The 17,851-nt window shown below is 62.2% G+C and carries 18 protein-coding genes and 1 tRNA gene; 10 read left to right on the top strand and 9 right to left on the bottom strand.

Annotated features, from left to right (window positions below; translation table 11 throughout):
- Positions 1-112: 112 nt before the first annotated feature.
- Positions 113-202 (bottom strand) — tRNA-Ser (locus ANTHELSMS3_RS18895).
- A gap of 212 nt (positions 203-414) precedes the next feature.
- Here ANTHELSMS3_RS18895 and ANTHELSMS3_RS18890 point away from each other — a divergent pair.
- Both ANTHELSMS3_RS18890 and rimK read left to right on the top strand, forming a co-directional pair.
- Positions 415-1,332 carry an SPOR domain-containing protein gene (locus tag ANTHELSMS3_RS18890; RefSeq protein WP_094036238.1) on the top strand — a complete coding sequence of 306 codons (918 nt, stop codon included), beginning with the start codon at positions 415-417 and terminating at the stop codon, positions 1,330-1,332.
- Between the two features lie 644 nt (positions 1,333-1,976).
- The gene (gene rimK / locus ANTHELSMS3_RS18885) at positions 1,977-2,882 is read left to right on the top strand and encodes a 30S ribosomal protein S6--L-glutamate ligase (RefSeq protein ID WP_094036237.1); all 906 of its coding nucleotides are present in this window, start codon (positions 1,977-1,979) and stop codon (positions 2,880-2,882) included.
- A 529-nt stretch (positions 2,883-3,411) separates the two neighbouring features.
- On the opposite strand, the gene ANTHELSMS3_RS18880 is transcribed toward rimK, so the two are convergent.
- The 3 genes from ANTHELSMS3_RS18880 to ANTHELSMS3_RS18870 all read right to left on the bottom strand — a co-directional run bounded on the left by ANTHELSMS3_RS18880 (position 3,412) and on the right by ANTHELSMS3_RS18870 (position 5,985).
- A complete protein-coding gene (locus ANTHELSMS3_RS18880; RefSeq protein ID WP_094036236.1) occupies positions 3,412-4,242 on the bottom strand; it encodes a sulfite exporter TauE/SafE family protein in 831 nt (276 codons plus the stop codon).
- 1 nt (position 4,243) lies between these two features.
- Positions 4,244-5,110, bottom strand: coding sequence for an NAD(P)-dependent oxidoreductase (locus tag ANTHELSMS3_RS18875; protein ID WP_254694778.1), 867 nt, complete (start codon positions 5,108-5,110; stop codon positions 4,244-4,246).
- A 176-nt stretch (positions 5,111-5,286) separates the two neighbouring features.
- The gene (locus ANTHELSMS3_RS18870; RefSeq protein WP_094036235.1) at positions 5,287-5,985 is read right to left on the bottom strand and encodes a fumarylacetoacetate hydrolase family protein; all 699 of its coding nucleotides are present in this window, start codon (positions 5,983-5,985) and stop codon (positions 5,287-5,289) included.
- 241 nt (positions 5,986-6,226) lie between these two features.
- Between ANTHELSMS3_RS18870 and ANTHELSMS3_RS18865 the strand changes: the two genes are divergently transcribed.
- From ANTHELSMS3_RS18865 to ANTHELSMS3_RS18850, 4 genes are read left to right on the top strand one after another with little or no spacing between them, the layout of a single operon-like run.
- On the top strand, positions 6,227-7,261 hold the full coding sequence (locus ANTHELSMS3_RS18865) for an ABC transporter substrate-binding protein (RefSeq protein ID WP_094036234.1): 1,035 nt from the start codon (positions 6,227-6,229) through the stop codon (positions 7,259-7,261).
- Between the two features lie 5 nt (positions 7,262-7,266).
- Positions 7,267-8,082 carry an ABC transporter ATP-binding protein gene (locus ANTHELSMS3_RS18860; RefSeq protein ID WP_439098678.1) on the top strand — a complete coding sequence of 272 codons (816 nt, stop codon included), beginning with the start codon at positions 7,267-7,269 and terminating at the stop codon, positions 8,080-8,082.
- Complete coding sequence (locus ANTHELSMS3_RS18855) at positions 8,079-8,945, top strand: ABC transporter permease (protein WP_094036233.1); 867 nt, start codon at positions 8,079-8,081, stop codon at positions 8,943-8,945. The genes ANTHELSMS3_RS18860 and ANTHELSMS3_RS18855 overlap by 4 nt, the downstream gene beginning before the upstream one ends.
- Before the next feature lies 1 nt (position 8,946).
- On the top strand, positions 8,947-9,675 hold the full coding sequence (locus tag ANTHELSMS3_RS18850) for a GntR family transcriptional regulator (protein ID WP_094036232.1): 729 nt from the start codon (positions 8,947-8,949) through the stop codon (positions 9,673-9,675).
- A 152-nt stretch (positions 9,676-9,827) separates the two neighbouring features.
- On the opposite strand, the gene ANTHELSMS3_RS18845 is transcribed toward ANTHELSMS3_RS18850, so the two are convergent.
- Entirely contained in the window at positions 9,828-10,733 is a 906-nt protein-coding gene (locus tag ANTHELSMS3_RS18845) for a LysR family transcriptional regulator (RefSeq protein WP_157733575.1), read from the bottom strand.
- Positions 10,734-10,923: 190 nt separating this feature from the next.
- Here ANTHELSMS3_RS18845 and ANTHELSMS3_RS18840 point away from each other — a divergent pair, with 190 nt between their 5' ends.
- Entirely contained in the window at positions 10,924-11,769 is an 846-nt protein-coding gene (locus tag ANTHELSMS3_RS18840) for an NAD(P)H-binding protein (RefSeq protein WP_094036230.1), read from the top strand.
- 57 nt (positions 11,770-11,826) lie between these two features.
- Entirely contained in the window at positions 11,827-12,426 is a 600-nt protein-coding gene (locus tag ANTHELSMS3_RS18835; RefSeq protein ID WP_094036229.1) for a sulfite oxidase heme-binding subunit YedZ, read from the top strand.
- A 188-nt stretch (positions 12,427-12,614) separates the two neighbouring features.
- Here ANTHELSMS3_RS18835 and ANTHELSMS3_RS18830 read toward each other — a convergent pair whose 3' ends face one another.
- Positions 12,615-13,436: an SDR family NAD(P)-dependent oxidoreductase gene (locus tag ANTHELSMS3_RS18830; RefSeq protein WP_094036228.1), complete on the bottom strand. Its 822-nt coding sequence runs from the start codon at positions 13,434-13,436 to the stop codon at positions 12,615-12,617.
- Between ANTHELSMS3_RS18830 and ANTHELSMS3_RS25635 the strand changes: the two genes are divergently transcribed.
- Positions 13,435-13,599 (top strand): hypothetical protein, encoded by a 165-nt coding sequence (locus ANTHELSMS3_RS25635; RefSeq protein ID WP_157733574.1) that lies wholly within the window; start codon positions 13,435-13,437, stop codon positions 13,597-13,599. The two genes, ANTHELSMS3_RS18830 and ANTHELSMS3_RS25635, sit on opposite strands and share 2 nt — an antisense overlap.
- Before the next feature lie 44 nt (positions 13,600-13,643).
- Here the strand turns inward: ANTHELSMS3_RS25635 and ANTHELSMS3_RS18825 are convergent, their stop codons facing one another.
- On the bottom strand, positions 13,644-14,648 hold the full coding sequence (locus ANTHELSMS3_RS18825) for a zinc-binding alcohol dehydrogenase family protein (RefSeq protein WP_094036227.1): 1,005 nt from the start codon (positions 14,646-14,648) through the stop codon (positions 13,644-13,646).
- A 108-nt stretch (positions 14,649-14,756) separates the two neighbouring features.
- Between ANTHELSMS3_RS18825 and ANTHELSMS3_RS18820 the strand changes: the two genes are divergently transcribed.
- Positions 14,757-15,662, top strand: coding sequence for a LysR family transcriptional regulator (locus tag ANTHELSMS3_RS18820; RefSeq protein WP_094036226.1), 906 nt, complete (start codon positions 14,757-14,759; stop codon positions 15,660-15,662).
- A gap of 73 nt (positions 15,663-15,735) precedes the next feature.
- Here the strand turns inward: ANTHELSMS3_RS18820 and ANTHELSMS3_RS18815 are convergent, their stop codons facing one another.
- Both ANTHELSMS3_RS18815 and ANTHELSMS3_RS18810 read right to left on the bottom strand, forming a co-directional pair.
- Positions 15,736-17,103: a sensor histidine kinase gene (locus ANTHELSMS3_RS18815; RefSeq protein ID WP_094036225.1), complete on the bottom strand. Its 1,368-nt coding sequence runs from the start codon at positions 17,101-17,103 to the stop codon at positions 15,736-15,738.
- On the bottom strand, positions 17,100-17,768 hold the full coding sequence (locus ANTHELSMS3_RS18810) for a response regulator transcription factor (RefSeq protein ID WP_094036224.1): 669 nt from the start codon (positions 17,766-17,768) through the stop codon (positions 17,100-17,102). The genes ANTHELSMS3_RS18815 and ANTHELSMS3_RS18810 overlap by 4 nt, the downstream gene beginning before the upstream one ends.
- Positions 17,769-17,851 lie beyond the last annotated feature (83 nt).

The following is a 17,851-nucleotide window of genomic DNA, read 5'->3' as shown; positions in this document are numbered from 1 at the left end:
ACAGGTGAAACCGAATGAAATCCAGACAAACCGCAGACAAAGAAAAAGCCCCGCGTTTGCAGGGCTTTGCGCTATCTCAGGTCATTGGGTGAAAACGTGTGAAATGTCTGGCTGGCGGAGGCTCAGGGATTCGAACCCTGGGGACGCTCTCACGCCCAACGGTTTTCAAGACCGCCGCATTCGACCACTCTGCCAAACCTCCGTCGCGAAGACCGATAGCCCGCCGCGTGTGATTCTGAAAGCACTTCGCTGAAAATCCTTGCCGACTCCCATTGCAGGCTTTTCATGTGAGCCCCGAAAGGGTATCTTTGTTCACAATCGGGCCGTCAGAGCCCATATGAGGCAGTGCGCGACCGGGAAAACCCGGCGCTCGTCCGGGTTCGCCCGTGACACCACAAGGGCAAGAGGCAAGACATGAGCGGTTTCTTCTTCCATCCTTCCCGGACGATTCGTCTGTCCACAGTGGGCGTGGCGCTTCTTCTCGCCTCTGGCTGTGCCGACAGTCAGATGCCCGGTTTTCTCAAACCCAAGTCCGGCGGCGAAGAGGTGGTTTCTCGCGCCAGCACCACGGACACACGCGGCACGCCACGCGATGTCGAAGCGCCGGAGGTCTTTGAGGCAAAGGAAGCCGGTCTTTGGGATGGTCGTCCTTCGCTGGGCGGGGTCTGGGTGGCACATCCTGATGCCAAGGACCCTGAACGTGTCATTATCCGCAACCAACAAAACGGCAAGTTTGTGATCGGCGCGCTGTTCCGAAAGGAGCGCGAAACCCCGGGTCCACGCCTGCAAGTCTCGTCCGATGCCGCTGCCGCTCTTGGTCTGCTGGCGGGACAACCGACCAATCTGGACGTGGTGGCCTTGCGCCGCGAAGAGGCTCCGGAACCCGAGACGGCTGATCCTTTGGCCGACACCACTGCCGCGCTGGCACCTGGTGCCATGCCTCCGGCCCCTGACGTGAGCGCGACAGCCCTTGACCCTGTCATTGGTGGCGCCGCCGCCGCGATCGACGGGGCGACACCAACACCGCCTAAGACCCGTCCGGACGTTATTGCAAAACCCGCAGCGGCCCCGGCCAAACCTGCGGCGGGCCCGTCGAAGCTGGGCAAGCCCTTTATTCAGATCGGCATTTTCAGCGTCGAACAGAACGCCAAGAACACCGCGACGTCGATGCGGCAGGCCGGCATGGTGCCGACGGTCAAGACTCACTCATCGAAGGGCAAAACCTTCTGGCGTGTCGTCGTTGGTCCGGCACAGTCCAAGGCGGAGCTGGCAACCTTGCTGAAAACCATCAAGGGCAATGGCTTTACCGACGCTTACGCAGTTACGGACTAAGCCCGCGTTCCGAACAGGGCAGCCCCCATTGCCAAGATCCGTAGACGGGGGCTGGTGGTTCGCTGAACCCATGAGCGTGATGTCGGGCGTCTAGTTCGGCTGTTCTCTACGTTGCCTCGTTCTCTGCGGGTTCTGTTTTGCCTTCACTTGACCCCCGGCGGACGATGCAGTGGGGCAGTGAAATAGACGTTTCGCGCTGAGTCATTTCCTGCCCCCGAAACGTTTCCTTTGTGACCAACTCACGCCGACAACAGATGCCTCTCGGTGCCAGACGCTTTCTGCGTTTGCGAGACCTGACCCGTGCCGCGGGACGGTTGGAGGCGGAGGTCGTGCAGCGCTGATTGCGCAGCGTCACGCCCGCACCAGTCACTGCAAAGCCTTGGAATGGTGCATTACGGCGATCCGCCAGCGCCAAAGTGGGCCTGTGCTCAGGCCAGGTGAAGCTGCTCCCACTCGCGGCAGCGTTCTGGCGTTCGGAAGAACAGATTTGGCACACTCGAAATTTCGGCTAGTCTGGAAGGAATGCAGACTTGTAGATCATGAACGCTTCTCCAGTTCGGTATCGTCGACCGTCCGTATCTGTTCCTTTCCCTACTGGTCGGTCGGCCATGGGACCGCGCCCTCCACAGACAAAGGATACCTGAATGAAAATTGCCATGCTTGCACGCAACCCTGATCTCTACTCGCACCAGCGACTGAAGGAGGCGGCAGAAACCCGTGGTCACCGGCTCGACATCATCAACACGTTGCGGTGTTACATGAACATCGCCGCGCGTCGCCCCGAGGTCTATTACAACGGAGAAAAGCTGGAAGGCTATGATGCGGTGATCCCGCGGATCGGGGCCTCTGTCACCTTTTACGGTATGGCCGTTCTGCGCCAGTTTGAAATGCAGGGGGTCTATCCGTTGAACGAAAGCGTTGCGATCGGTCGGTCGCGGGACAAGTTGCGGTCGATGCAGCTGTTGTCTCGGGAAGGCATCGGATTGCCTGTCACGACCTTCGCGCATGATCCCAAGCAAACCGAAGAGGTGCTTCAACTTGCGGGGGGCGCGCCGATTGTCGTCAAGCTGCTGGAGGGCACGCAAGGGATCGGCGTGGTCTTGGCGGACACTGATCGTTCGGCCAAATCGGTGGTCGAGGCGTTTCGCGGCGCTGGGGTCAATATTCTGTTGCAGGAGTTCATCAAGGAGGCCGGAGGTATGGACATTCGCGCCATCGTCGTAGGGGGACGGGTTGTGGCGGCGATGAAGCGGACGGGGGCCGAGGGAGAGTTTCGCTCCAACCTGCACCGGGGCGGGTCGGCGCAATTGGTCAAGCTGTCCCCTGAGGAGCGGTCCACAGCGGTGCGGTCGGCCAAGACGCTGGGGCTGAACGTGTGTGGGGTCGATATGTTGCGGGCCAATCATGGGCCGGTCGTGATGGAGGTGAACTCTTCGCCGGGGCTGGAGGGCGTTGAGAAGGCGACCGGGCTGGATATTGCGGGCAATATTATCGAATACATCGAAAAGCACGCCAGACCCAACGCGACCAAGACGAAGGGAAAAGGGTGAGGCGGTGTGGCCTGTGACTTGCCGACATTGAAGGGGTCTTTGCTGTGAGGTGAGGGGCCGTGCGGATTGGGTGTCCACGCGTGGACAAGAGTTCGAATTATAAAAATCAATGGGTTACAGAGGCGTTTTTACGGACTCTTCATACTTTGGGCTGATTTTGAGGCTGCAAAAATCCGGGTGGGTGCGTCCTGAGATATCCGCTGTGACGAGCCGCTGCCGGGCTGATTGAACCTGTTTGGCCAACCCCAGAGCATGGCAAAATCCATACGCGCAGGTGCGCCGGCTGTGGCGTTTTCAGTGCATTGCCGGAGGTCTCCACCGGCTGTGGATTGAATGGGTACACGGCCCCACATGGCCTTTGGCAAGCTGTCTTGGGATCGCATCGGTCTGCAGCAGACGATTGTGACCAAGGATGTGCGTGACGCCGGGTGGTTCCTTGGCCGAGGGCCGATCAAGCGGCGAGGGGAGGGCGGCCGTCTGTTTGCTCAGGCGCGCCGCAGGTCCAGAGCACCCCGGCCCCTGCGGCGGGTCAGGTTAAGATGGCCAGCAGAAAACGCACGGCGACAAGCAAGAGGAAACTGCCAAACGCGATCTCCAGCGCGCGGCGGGTCATCTTGTGTGCCAGTGCCACCCCGAACCTAGTCGTCAGCATCGAAGTCGGGATGGTCAGCGCAAAAGCAATAAGGGACACGAACCCAAGAGAGCCGGGCGGCAGTCCGTCCTGACCCAGACCCGCAAGCACATAGCCGATCGAACCGGGAATGGCGATCAGCACACCCACACCGGCAGAGGTGCCGATGGCGCGGTGAATGGGCAGGCCGTACAGCGTCAGGAACAGGTTCGACAGCGCGCCGCCGCCAATCCCCATGATCGCCGAGGCAAGACCGATAACGCCGCCCCCAAGGTTCATGCCGACCTTGCCGGGCAGCGTGTCGCCCAGATGCCAGCCGCGACCGCCGGTCAACAGTTTGACCGCGTTTAGGGTTGCCACGACGACGAACACCGCCTGAAACACCAGCGGCGGCGCATACCTTGCGACCACGGCCCCGATCATGACGCCGACCAGAATAGGAGCGGCCCAAGCCCGCAGAACCCCAACCTCTAGCGTGCCTTTTCTGTGGTGGCCGCGCGCGGAACTGATGGAGGTCGGAACGATGACCGCAAGAGACGTGCCGACAGCCAGCGGCATGGCAATCTCTGGCGGGTAGCCCAGCAACCCGAAGATCTCAAAGAAGACAGGGACGGAAATCGCCCCGCCGCCGACCCCGAACAGCCCGGCGAGGACGCCAATGGCCGCCCCCGCGACGGCAAAGGCGGCAAGAAGCGTGGCAAGAGTCAGCGGGTCGGACAGGATCTCCACGTTACTCGCCGATCAGATGGCGTGTCAGGCTGGCACCGTCGAAACCGCCCAGCCCCTTGGCGATGGCCTGTGCATAGCTTTTCTGGACATCGCTGGACATCGGCAGGTCGTGTCCCGAAGCGGCAGCATGGCGCAGGGCGAGGTCAAGATCCTTGGCCAGCCCGTCAATGTCGAATGTGCCGGGCTGATCGGTGCCGTTGAGGGTGTCGATCACCACCTGAGCGCGGTTCTTTAGCACCGCCGGTCCGGCGGAACTGTCGGCAATGACCGAAATTGCGGTCTCTGGTGCGATGCCGGAGCCCTTGAGCAGCGTCAACGCCTCTGCAAGGCTTTGCCAGTAAAGCGCAAGCGGCAGGTTCACCGCCAATTTCATGCTGGCGCCGCTTCCGACCGGGCCAAGATGTTCGACCCGTTTGCACAGCAGGTCCAGAACTGGGCGGGCGCGATCCACCGCCGCCGCGTCACCGCCGGCCATGCCCAGCAACTGGCCCTTGAGCGCGGGGCCAACTGTGCCCCCGACGGGGCAATCTACAAAGTCGGCCCCGGCCTCGGTCAATCTGGTTGCGATAGCGCGGGTTTCTTCCGGCAACAGGGTCGACATGTCGACCACAAGTTTGCCCGCGATCCCGGCGGCAATCAGCCCGCCTGCGACCTCATCGACCGCGCTGGCATTGGTAAGCGAAAGGAGAAGGATGTCAGCGTCGATCAGACCGGCGAGGTCCGGCGCAACGGCGGCCCCTGCGGCGGCGGCGTCCTTGGTCCGGTCCGGTGTTCGGTTCCAGACCGTGACCGTGTGGCCCTGATCGACAAGGCGCTTTGCAAAGGCCGTTCCCATGCGGCCGGTTCCCGCGATCGCAACCGTCATCATGATGTGTTCTCCTCGTGCTGGCCGATTGCCTTGGCCGTTGGTCCTGGTTGATGGTCCGCACCCGGGTCTTGGAGACCTGTTGCTGGTCCATCCTCTATGTCTGTCGGCTGCCCGCGTGATGCGGCGCGGCCGGGGGGGCGTCGCGGCATCCTGCTGGTGCAGGTGCCGCGCAGAGGTCAGGTCGCGGTTGCGCCGATGCGCACCTGCATCGGTTCCAGCCCGTCGACCGAACAGTCCAGCACATCGCCCGACACCACGGCACCAACACCCGCTGGGGTGCCGGTCATGATGATGTCGCCCGGCATCAAGGCGTGCTGTTCGGACAGTTTTGTGATGATCTCGTCGATCTTCCAGATCAACAGCGAGATGTCGTCATCCTGCTTTGTCTCACCATTGACCTGCAACTTGACGTGGCCGGTGGTCATGATCCCGGTCTGGTCGACGGGGGTGATGGGGCCGACGGGGGCGGACTGATCAAAGGATTTGGTGACTTCCCACGGCAGGCCCTTTTCCAGCACACCGGCCTGATGGTCGCGGCGGGTCATGTCGAGGCCCACGGCATAGCCGAAGATATGTTTGGACGCGTCGCCTACGGAGATGTTGTAGCCGCCGGATTTCATCGCGACGACCAGTTCGCATTCATAGTGAAAGTTTTTGGTGAACACGGGGTAGGGGATCTCTCCGCCGTTGCGGACAAGGGCATCGGCCGGCTTCATGAAGATGACCGGAGGATCGCGTTCGTCCTGCTCCATTTCGCGCACATGGGCGAGGTAGTTCTTTCCGATGCAATAGATCCGCCGGACAGGGAATTTTTCATCCGATCCAACGATGTCGAGATAGGACGGATTGGGCGGAGAAACAGCGTAGGCGACCATGGCAGCATTCCTTGAAGTGACATTCTGACAAACAGCACGGACCGGCAGAGGCGGCCCGAGCGACGCCTGATGGTGTCGCGGATTGTGTATTGGATCAAGATATAAAATGGCTGGAATCGCTCTTTCATATATTATTTTGCGTATCGTCGCGAATCGTATAGCCTCAATTTCAGGGTGTGTCGGAGATCTCGAAGAGACGGGCATCACGCCCCTGAACGATGAAAATTGGGAGGAGAATCAAATGACTACTCGGACAAGGATTTCACGTCGGCAGTTTGGTGCCTTGAGTGTTGGCGGTGTTGCCGCCGCTGCGGTGATCGGTGCCCCGGCGCTGGTCCGCGCCCAGACCGCGATCACCTTTGCGGTGCCGAACCCCTCGGCGCTGACATGGCTGCCCTACTGGGTCGCTGTGGGTGAGGGGTATTTCGGCGAAGAAGGGTATGAGCCGACGCTTCAGGCCATCGACGGGTCGTCTGCGGTGCTTCAGGCGATGACGGCGGGCCAGGCGCATATCGGTGCACCCGGACCGGGGCCGACGCTGGGCGCACGGGCGCGCGGGGTCGACGTAAAGTTCCTCTACAACCTGTATCCCAAATCGGTGTTTGGTATTCTGGTGAAGGCGGACAGCGGCATTGATGCGCCCGACCAGCTGGCGGGCACGGTGGTCGGTGTCGGTACGGCGGACGGGGCAGAGGTGTCCTTTGCCAATGCGATCCTGTCCGATGCCGGTCTGACGGCGGGTGAGGATTTCGAGTATCTGCCGGTTGGCGATGGCGGCACCGCTGCGGTGGCCTTTCTGCGGGATGAGGTCAGTTCCTACTCCGGCGCGGTTTCGGACGCCGCGATCCTTGCCTCGCGCGGGATCGACCTGAAAGAGATCACACCGGACGCCTATCTGGGCTTCTTTGGCAACGGCATCGCAATGCTGGAAAGCGGCATCGCCGCAATGCCCGAATTGGCTCCGGCCTTTGGCCGTGCCTTGGTTCGCGCGACGCGCTTTGCCAGCGACCCCGCCAACAAGGAAGCCTGCCTTGCGCATTGCGCGGCCGGCAACCCGCAAGAAGGTGAGCAGGACTATGCGGCGGCGCTCTTTGACGGTGTTGTGGGGCGGATGACGCCGACAGAGGCCTTTATGGACAAGGGCTATGGTTATCAACCGCCCGAGCACTGGCAGGCGATCCACGATTCCGCTGTCGCCTCGGGTGCATTGTCCGCGCCTCTGGATGATCTGTCTGCGGCCTACACGAACGAGTTCGTGTCCGGTTGGAACGCCTGAAGACGATGATGTCTTTGCCCGAACAGACACCCGTCGAGCAGTCCGCGCCACAGGCGCGGACTGTCTACAAGATCGAACGCCTGTCCAAGACCTATGCCCGAAACAACCTTGTTGCGCTTCAGGACGTCAATCTCGACATCCGGCATGGAGAGTTCGTGTCGGTCATCGGCTCGTCAGGCTGCGGAAAATCGACCTTGCTCAAGATCATGGCGGGGCTGATGCCGCCGACCACGGGTCGGGTGGTCCTGGAGGGCAAGCCGGTGGTTGGCCCTCGACCCGACATCGGAATGATGTTCCAGCAGGCAACGCTGTTGCCTTGGAAAACCACGCTTGAAAACGTCCTGATGCCGATTGAAATCCGTGAGGGGCGCGCGGCGGCGCGGCGATCGCGGGACAAGGCGATGGACCTGCTGCAACTGGTGGGTCTGGGGGATTTCTCCAATGTCTATCCGGGGGAGTTGTCCGGCGGCATGGCGCAGCGCGCGTCGATTTGCCGAATGCTGGTGTCCGACCCTGCGATGCTGCTTTTGGATGAGCCGTTTTCGGCGCTGGATGAGCTGACCCGAGATTTTATGAACATGGAGCTTCAGCGGATCTGTCTGGAACGTGGCGCGACGGCGTTTCTGGTCACGCACTCGCTGGCCGAGGCGGTGATCCTGTCCGACCGTATCCTTGTGATGAAGGCGCGGCCCGGACATGTCGTCGAGGACATCACCATTGACCTGCCGCGACCCCGGTCGCTGGACATGATCAACACCCCCTATTTCGGCGAGATCGTCAGCCACATCCGCGACCTTCTGGGAAAGGAGGCACACCAATGACCGATGCCACGAACCCCGTTTTGCACGCCTCGACCGAGGAAGATACCGTCTGGGTCGAGCACGAAGCCTTTATCGACCGCATCCCGCGCTGGGTGGCGATGACGTTTCTGTTTGTCGCGGTTGTCGGGATCTGGGATCTGGTGACGCGGATGGGCTGGGTTTCGGCGATCATTCTGCCCACACCGGCGGAAACACTTGAGGATCTTGGTTTTGTCGGTAGAAACCTCCTCAGCGGCGGCTACATGCTTGAGGCGTTGTGGACGACGACCCTGACCGTTCTGTACGGCTTTATGATCGCGATCAGTATCGGCTTTTCGCTGGGTGTCCTTGTTGGTGAAACGAAGTTCGGAGAACGTGCGGTCATGCCTTACCTTGTCGCCATCGACACCATGCCCAAGGTCGCCTTTGCGCCGCTGTTCATCGCATGGCTTGGGTTCGATATTGCGTCGAAGGTGGCACTGGCGGCCTTTATCGCCACGTTTCCGATTGTGGTGGCGACCGCTGCGGGCCTGTACGCCGCAAGCGAAAATGAACGTATGTTGTTCAAGTCCGTTGGTGCCAGCCGGATGCAGATCCTGTTGCGGCTGAAACTGCCCACCGGGCTGCCCTATTTCTTTACCGGACTGAAAATCGCTGCCGTGGGTGTCATGGCGGGTGCGATCACCGGGGAATTTCTGGGCGGTGGATCGGGCTTTGGGGCCTTGATCCGGCAATCGGCGAGCCAGTTGGACACGCCGCGGGTCTTTTCCCTGATCCTGTATCTTAGCCTGCTGGGACTTGCGCTGTATTCGCTGGTTGTCTGGTTGCAGCGTCGTCTTGTCTTTTGGAACAAGACAGGTGGGCCCGGTGGCGGAGTGATGTGACATGGCGGGGACGTCGGAAATTCGCAACCTGTCTGATCAAGCCTATGATCGCATTCGTCGGGATATCCTGAATGGTGTCCTGTTTCCCGACGAGCGGTTGCAGATCGACACGGTGTCCCAGCGCTACGCCATCGGCGCCGTCCCGATACGGGAGGCGCTGAACAGGCTTTCGACAGAAGGTCTTGTTGAACGGCGAAGCCATCGCGGTTTCTGCGTCGCCCCCATCTCACTTGCCGATCTGTCAGAGCTGGTTCAGACCCGCATCTGGGTCGAGACGCTGGCGTTGCGACAGTCGATTGCGAACATTGACGAGGCGCAGGAAGAGGCGTTGATCATCAGTTGTCACCGGCTGGCCAAGACACAACGGCAGATGCCCGTAGACGCCGGAAAAGACGAGTCCGAAGAGTGGGAGCGTTTGCACAAGACCTTTCACATGCTGCTGATCGACCGGTGCGGGTCGTCGTTGTTGTTGGAGTTCTGTTCGAACCTCATGGATCAGGCGGTCCGGTACAGAAACCTGTCGATGAACGCGAACCCCAACAAACTGAGGCGCGAAGGGGCGGCGGCGGAGCATCAGTCCATTCTGGACGCGGTCCTGAACCACGATGCCGATCTGGCCTGCCAGTTGCTTGAAAGCCATTACCGGATCACGCTTGACGGGTTGGCAAACGTGTTGTCACCGACACGGTCGGATGCATTGCAGGCGGACGGAACCGGGCGCGGCGCGTGACGATAGGCGCGCGTCCCGTTTGGCCATGCGGGCGGATGTGCAAACTCAGTTCCGGGTAAAAGCCATTGACCCAACGGATAGGAGCGGCCGACGTGCCGCGCCGGCAGGTCCAGTTGATCCAATGGTCTCATGTGTAATTGACCGCCTGAGTGTTACGGCTGGAGTTCCGTCCCGGACCTGTCCCCGCTGTTAGCGAAGAAATCGATCAACCGCCGGGTCAGCTTTTTCTGCGGGCCGATGTCTGGCCAGACGGCGTAGATGCCCATATCGGGCAGCGACCAATCGGGCAGGATGCGGACGAGGGTTTCTGTCGCGAGGTCGTCGGCGATCTCGCTCAGAGGCAGGGCGCGAAGCCCGAGACCGGCGCGCACGGCGGAGATCGCAGAGGTGATGCTGTCCACCTCGATGCGAATACGCTCGGGTTCGAATGTCACGCTTTGGGTTTTCGATTGCAACGTCAGTGCGTCCGGCAAGGCGTTCACCCCGACAAAGTCGCAATGCGCCAGATCCTCGATGCGGGTGATTGGCGCGCGTTGCGACAGATAGCTTGGCGCTGCGACGAGTACGCGATCGAATGACCCGATGCGGCGGCTTTTCAAATTGCTGTCCGCCAGTCGTCCCAGCCGGATCGCAAGATCGAAGCCGCCTTTGACCAGATCGACATGCGTATCGCTGCTATGCAGCGAAAGGGCCACCTGCGGATGCGCGTTGGCGAACCGCCACAGGGTCTGGCGCAGGTGGGATTGATCCCCGAAGGCGGGCATGGTGACACGCAATGCGCCAACCGGTTCATCCTGACCGCTGCCGAGCAGGTCGAGCGCCTCTTCGCCCGCCGTGACCATCCGGCGGGCCGGGTCCAGCGCGATCCGGCCTTCGGGTGTGAGGGACATGGACCGCGTCGACCGAAAGAACAGCGTCGCGCCCATCTTGTTCTCGAGCCGCGACAAATGGTGGCTGACCACCGAGGTGGACAGCTTTAACTGCCGTCCCGCAGCGCTCAGGCTGCCGGCATCGGCGATGGCGACAAAAACGGCGAGGCTTCGGTAGTCTTCGATCATCTTTTCAATTTTTGGAAATATGATTTCACATATGGGTGGATAATCGAAAAGCCGGCGTTGGTATATCTGTTTGTGCAGCGGGCAGGTCACATTGAAGGCCGCCGCGCGCACCAGACACAGTCCAATCCGGGAGATCCCGCATGACGGTCAAAGCCTTCGCTGCCGCTGCCGATACATTAGGAGCCTGCCAATGACGTATGCTGTGACCGCCGTTTCCGGACAACTGGGCCGCGAGATTGCCCTGACCCTTGCGCGGCAAGTCGGGCCGGAACGCGTGATTGGCCTTGCCCGGTCGCCGGAAAAGGCAAGCGGGCTGGGCATCGCGGTACGTCCCGGTGACTATGACCAACCGGATCAGCTCCGTTCATCGCTCGCGGGTGTGGATGCGTTGGTTCTTGTTTCGGGGATGGCCCCACCCGACGAACGCATCGGGCAGCACCGCAACGTGATCGCGGCGGCAAAGGCGGCTGGCGTGGCAAAGATCGTCTATACCAGTATCCAGGGGCCCGAGGCGGGCACGCCGTTTTCGCCGATCGTCCAGAGCAACCGCCAGACCGAGGCCGACATTCGCGCTAGCGGGTTGGACTGGGCCATCGGCCGCAACGGGATCTACATCGAACCGGACATCGCCTATCTTGACAGCTACCGCGCCCGTGGCGAGATCGCCAATAGCGCGGGTGACGGCAGGTGCGGCTACACCACCCGGTCAGAGCTGGCCTGTGCCTATGCAGCACTTCTCATCCGCGCCGAGATGAACGGAACGATCGCCAATCTGAACGGCGTGCCAATTACACAAGCGGAACTGGCACAGCACCTCAATGCCACCTTCGGGATCGACCTGTCCTATCGGGCGATGTCGCCCGACGCCTATGTTGCCGACCGAACGGCCGAGTTGGGGCCGTTCATCGGTCCGATCATCGGCGGGATCTATGACGGTATCCGACAGGGCGCATACGACACGCCCGGCGATTTCGAGGCGGTGACCGGCCGTCCGCATCAAAGCTGGGGCGATTATTTTTCACACCTCGCCGATTGACCGCGACGGAACCGGCACTGCGGGACGTATCAGACGCGACCCATACAGGACACGAATATGCTAAAATCCTTTCTTAATCACCCCTACACGTTCTGGGCAGTGCTGTGCCTGCCCGCGATCCCGATGGTGGCGGGTCTGACCTCTGGCGATCCCAAGGCCGTGCATCAACTGTTGCATCCCACCGGCGAATTCGCGGCGCGCTTTATGATCATCGCCATGATGATCACACCGCTGATGATGTTGCTGAAGGGCTGGCGCGGGCCGCGCTGGCTGATGAAGCGGCGGCGGTATCTGGGCGTCGCGGCCTTTGGCTATGCCGCGCTGCACACGGTGCTTTACCTGATCGACGAAGGGGCAGGGGCCTTTGCCGGGGGTGAACTGGCCCAGACCTATATCTGGACCGGCTGGCTGGCCTTTGCGATCTTTGTGCCGCTGGCGGTGACCTCGACCGACGGTTGGGTGCGGCAACTGGGGCCGCGCTGGAAGACGCTTCAGCGGTTTGTGTACGGTGCCGCAGTGTTGACGCTGGTCCACTGGGCGGCGCTGCACGATTGGGGTGGGATCGGGGCCGCGATGGTGCATTTCGTGCCGCTGGCGGCGCTTGAAGGGTATCGCCTGTGGTCCAACATGCAGCGGCGCAGCCTGCGGTTGGCGTGATGGAGCGCCGTGAACAAACGCCCGGATAACGCTGATCGGTGGTCGGAAGTGGCCGAGAAGTGTGATGTTCCTCGGTTGCCGGTTCAGCCCGGTCCATCGACCTGAATGTCCTGCGCATTCAGGGGACCAACTGCTGAGGCGCGGTCTTCGCGATGGTGTCAAGCACTGACACCACCGCGACGCCGGCGTTAGGCACCGCCCGTTGACGCGACATGATCGGCGATGAGCGCCTCAATTGCGTCGACTATTGCGCCTATCCGCTGCGGATTGTCGGCCTCTGCCTGTGGTGGCGCGAAGCGTCTGGAATCGTTGTCGAAGTACTGACCCGAAGCCTGCGCAAATTCCTCTGACAGGGCGGCGCGCGTCAGGATGTCCGCGCCGATGCCGATGTCATTGCCCGCAACACCGAAGCCTTCCTTGACCATCCGCGTGGCCAGTAGAGATCCGGGATTCACCGCGACGGTAACCGGGCCATCAGGGCCAAGTACGTCGGCCAGCGCCTGCGACCAGATCGTCAGGGCGAGCTTGCTTTGGGCATAGGCTGGCATTGCTTCGAGCCGGCGGTGGCCTGCTAGCGCCTCTAGATCGACCGGGGCCTGCGCCGCCGAGGACAGATGCACGATCCGTCCGTCCTGCGGGATGATGGGCAACAGGCGACGGGTCAGCAGCGCGGGGGCAAGGGTGTTGACCACAAACCGCAGATCCAGCCCGCCCGGCGTCACCGGGTCGTCCGTCTTGAGCACGCCTGCGTTGTTGATCAGCACATCGAGCCGGTCATGCCGCGCAGTGATTTCCTTGGCAAGGCTGGCCACATCGTCGAGCCGTGAAAGGTCAGCGCGGAAGGTCTCGACCTGTCCCGCCCCTTCGAGGCTGCGCAGCTCTGCGGCGGTCGTATTCAGCTTGTCGGTGCTGCGACCATGTATCAGCAAATGGTGCCCAAGGATGGCGAGGCGGCGGGCGGTCTCGCGGCCGATACCGTCGGTCGCTCCGGTGATCAGGATGGTCTTCATGTCGGTCTCCTCAGTTGGCGGAATGCGAAGGGGCATCGCGCGCCAGCCGTTCAAGTATGTCCCCGGTGTCGGCCCGGTTGAAGCGCGGGTTCAGGGCGACGCGGGTCAGGTGAGGTCGTTCTGGCCAGAGATCCAGTCCTGGCTTTCGGGGCGCACGTCGTGAGCGGAACAAACAGGTCATGTCAGTGTCCGCTCACGGTGGAGTGTTCAGACGCCGCTCAGAACCTGCTTGCCGATCACCCGCCCGCTTTCCTGCCGGGCATGGGCGGCTTTCAGGGTTTCCACATCAAGCGGACCCAGACGCTCGGTCACGGTCGAGATGAGCGTGCCGTCGTCGATCATTGCCGAGACGCGGTTCAGAAGGTCGCGCTGCGCGGTGATGTCGGCGGTCTGATACATCGACCGGGTGAACATGAACTCCCAACTTATCGTCAGCGCCTTGGTCTTGGCTGGTGCGATATCGAGCCCGTTGGGGTCGTCGATCAGCGTGACATGCCCGCGCGGCGCGATCAGTTCGACGATCTGGTCCCAATGCTGGTCGGTCGCGGTGAGGGCGGCAACATAGCGCGGGGTAAGGCCAAGGTCGGCGACCTGCGCGGCCAGCGGCTGACGGTGGTCGATCACATGATCGGCCCCCATCTTTGTCACCCAGTCGCGGGTCTCTGTGCGCGAGGCGGTGGCGATGACCGTCAAGTTGGTGAGCTGCTTCGCAAGCTGGATCAGGATCGAGCCGACGCCGCCGGCTCCGCCAATCACCAAAAGCGTGTCACCCGCGCCGCCGCCCTCGGGGATGCGGAAACTGTCGAACAGCATTTCCCAGGCTGTGATCGCGGTCAGCGGCAGACCTGCGGCCTCGTCGAAGTCGAGGGTTGCGGGCTTGCGGCCTACGATGCGCCCATCGACCGCGTGCAGCGCGGCATTGGTGCCGGGGCGGGTCACGTCGCCCGCATAGAACACCGCGTCGCCGGGTGTGTAATCGGTGACGTCTGCGCCCGTCTCGACCACCACGCCAGCGGCGTCAAAGCCGAGGATCTTGTGACCTGCCTCGGGCGCCACGGCGGCGCGCAGCTTGACGTCGACCGGGTTTACAGACACGCCGCGCACCTCGACCAGCAGGTCGCGCGGGCCGATCTGGGGGCGGGGGGCGTCGAACTCTACCAAGGCCTCTGGCGCGTCGATCGGGCCATTTTTTTCGTATCCCAAAGCTTTCATCCGTCGTGTCCTTATTGGTGTCACTGCATCTGTGGCCAGAGATACACCTTGAAAAAAATATAGAAACGGTTGATTTCAGAGTTCAGTATTCGGATTTTGGATATAAACATGGATACCGACAGCCTGCGCCTTTTTGTTATCGCCGCCGAGCGGCTGAATATCAGTGCCGCCGGTCGGCAGCTTGGCCTTGCGCCTGCGGTGGCGAGCGCATGGCTGGCAAAGCTCGAACAGGCGCTTGGGGTCGAATTGCTGCATCGCACCACCCGCAAGGTATCGCTGTCGTTGGAGGGGGCGGAATTCCTGCCGTATGCGCAGGAAATGCTGGCACAGGAAGAGGCAGCATTGGCCGCGCTGGGCCACGGCGGGGCCGAGCCCACGGGCACCTTGCGCTTTGCCGCGCCGTCGAGTTTTGCGCAACGCCACATCATGCCGATCCTGACTGAGTTCACCCAACGCTATCCTAAACTGACGCTCGACCTTCGACTTTCGGACACGCGGTTCGATTTGATCGAGGGCAGTTTCGATCTTGCGCTGCGCAGCGCGCCGCTTGCCGACAGTTCGCTCAAGGGGCGCAAGCTGTCCGAGGACACGCGGGTGCTTTGCGCCGCGCCGGAGTACATTGACCGGCACGGTCTGCCGGAGGGCCCCGAAGATTTGCACCGGCATCAGTTGGTCATTTGGTCAGACCTGTCAGAGCGGAGGCTGGTCAAGAAAGACGGCGTGTCATGGATTCTGGACCCCAGACGGTGCCAATGTCGGATGGTGATCGACGACGGCGCGTCACAGCGCATCGCCACGATGGCCGGGGCCGGGATCTCGATCAACTCACTTTGGAATGTGACACAGGAATTGGAAACCGGACAGTTGATCCGTGTGCTGCCTGACTGGAAACTCGATGACCGGTCGGTGCTTTGGCTGGTCTATCCACGCTCAAACGTGCTGACCACGAAGACCCGCGTTTTCATGGATTTCCTGCTGGAACGGATCGGGCGGCGTGATGATTGGTCCGGTTGATCGGTGCTCAGAAGTTGGGCAGAGCCGGGCAGCGGATATGTCGGAGACGGGCAATCGTGATCTCCTAAGCCTGTCATCTACTCAGGGGAAGCTCCATCACGACGCGCGTCCCTGTCTGGACCGGATCGAACCGCACGGTGCCGCCGTGCAGGCGCGCGACCTCATCCACGATGGCAAGGCCAAGCCCGCTGCCCGCGCCGGGCTGTAGCTGACCAAAGCGGCTTAGTGCAACGGCGGCCTTGTCGATCGGAAGGCCCGGGCCGTTGTCCGACACGGCAAAGCGCAGCATATCGTCGACTTTTTCCAGCGTGACAGCGATCTGGGTCAAGCCCGGCCCACCGTGCTGCAAGGCGTTGTCGACGAGGTTGCCAAGCGCCTCGGTCACAAGCACGCGGTCGCCGCGCAGGGTGACGGGGCCCTCACCGACCTGAGTGGAAAACGAGAAGTCGATGTCGCGTTCAAGCGCCAGTGGCGCGAGATCGGCGCAGACCTCTTTGGCCATTTCGACCGGGTCGAAGGGGCTGTCGGGCACAGTGTAGCCGTGGCGCAACCGCTCCATCGAGAGCAGCTGTTCCGCCAGCCGCGCGGATTTGCGTGCAGCCCCGATCAGCGCGCGTTCGCGGCGGCGGCGTTCCTTGGGGTCGGTCACGCCGGGCAGGGTCTCTGCCAGTGATAGCAGCGCCGAGGCCGGGTTGCGCAATTGGTGCGCGGCGTCGGAGATGAACGCCTGATGCGACTGGATGCTGTGATCCAGCTGCTGGAACAGTCGATTGAGCGTCGACACGATGCCAGTGACCTCTTTGGGAACGGGGCGGCGGATCAGGCCAAGATCGTCAGGCGTGCGCTGCTCAATCGCTTCCTGCAAATCGTTGAGGGGGCGCAGGCCCCATTGCACCCCGAACCAGACGACCAATGCCAGCGTCGCCATCAACCCGCCGATCAGCGCAAAGGCACGCCACGCCAGCGACGCGGCAAAGGCGTCGCGGTCGGCGAGCCGCTGCCAGACGGTGACGACGGTCAGGCCGGTCATGGTGCCGATGGTGGTTGTTTCGGCCATGCGCAGGACACGGACTCCTTCGCCGCGATAGGTGGCCAGACGGTATTCCGGCACTCCGATAGCTGACGTGCCGCGAAAGGACGGCGGGTAGGCGTAGCCCGTCACATAGATCCCGCCGGGACCGGTCACATGGTAGAACACCTCACCCCCGCCGGCATCCGAGATCAGCGCGCGGGTGCGCGGCGACAGGGCGTCGCCCTCGGAGATGGCCACATCGCGCGAAATCGCAAGCGCCGCTGCCAGTAGCCCCCTGTCAAAAAGCGCCTCGGCGGTGGTTTGCGCGACCGTGAAGCGCCAGATGCCCAACAGCACCGCCACCACCAGCAAGGGCGCAAGGATCAGCAGGAAGAGGCGCAGGCGGAGCGATCGGACATAGCCGATCATGTCTCGACGTCCAGCATGTAGCCCAGCCCGCGTGCTGTCTTGATGCGGATGCCGTAGCCCTGAAGGCGGCGGCGCAGACGTGAGACATGCGGCTCTACCGCGCTGTCATCCACATCCGCGCCCGTGCCATAGACATGGGCGATCAGCTGGGATTTCGACACCAGCCGCCCGCTTCGGTCCAGCAGGCATTCCAGAACCGCCACCTCGCGGCGCGGCAGGTTGAGTGGCGTTTCGCCATCCATCAACTGGCGGCTGTCGCGGTCAAAGACCAGTGGGCCAAGCGCGTTGCGCGCGGTAAAGACAAGTTCCTTGCGGCGGGCCAGCGCGCGCAGGCGTGCCTCCAGCTCATCCATCTCGAACGGTTTGACAAGGTAGTCGTCGGCCCCTGCGTCCAGCCCGGTCACGCGGTCCTGCGTGTCCGAGCGCGCCGTCAGCAGGATCACCGGCGTGTTGTCGCCCCGATCGCGCAGACCGCGCAGCACCGCAAGCCCGTCCTTGCCCGGCAGGTTGATGTCCAGCACCACAAGGTCGGCCCCTTCGTGAGACAGGAAATCCGCCGCTTCCTGTCCGTCGTGCAGCACGTCGACCGAGTGGCCACGGTCGCGAAGCCGGTAGGCGATGCCCTCGGCCAGTTCGGCGTTGTCCTCTATGACGGCGATCCGCATTTTTGAACTTTTCTCAGGCTGCACAAGTTTCGTGCAAGGTTGGAACAGCAAAGTGGGTGCTATGGAGGAGGGATTGTATCCCT

The organism is Antarctobacter heliothermus, from assembly GCF_002237555.1.
Taxonomy (GTDB): Bacteria; Pseudomonadota; Alphaproteobacteria; order Rhodobacterales; family Rhodobacteraceae; genus Antarctobacter; species Antarctobacter heliothermus_B.
The sequence above is the reverse complement of the archived record's forward strand: the minus strand, read 5'-3'. Positions and strand labels throughout refer to the sequence as shown.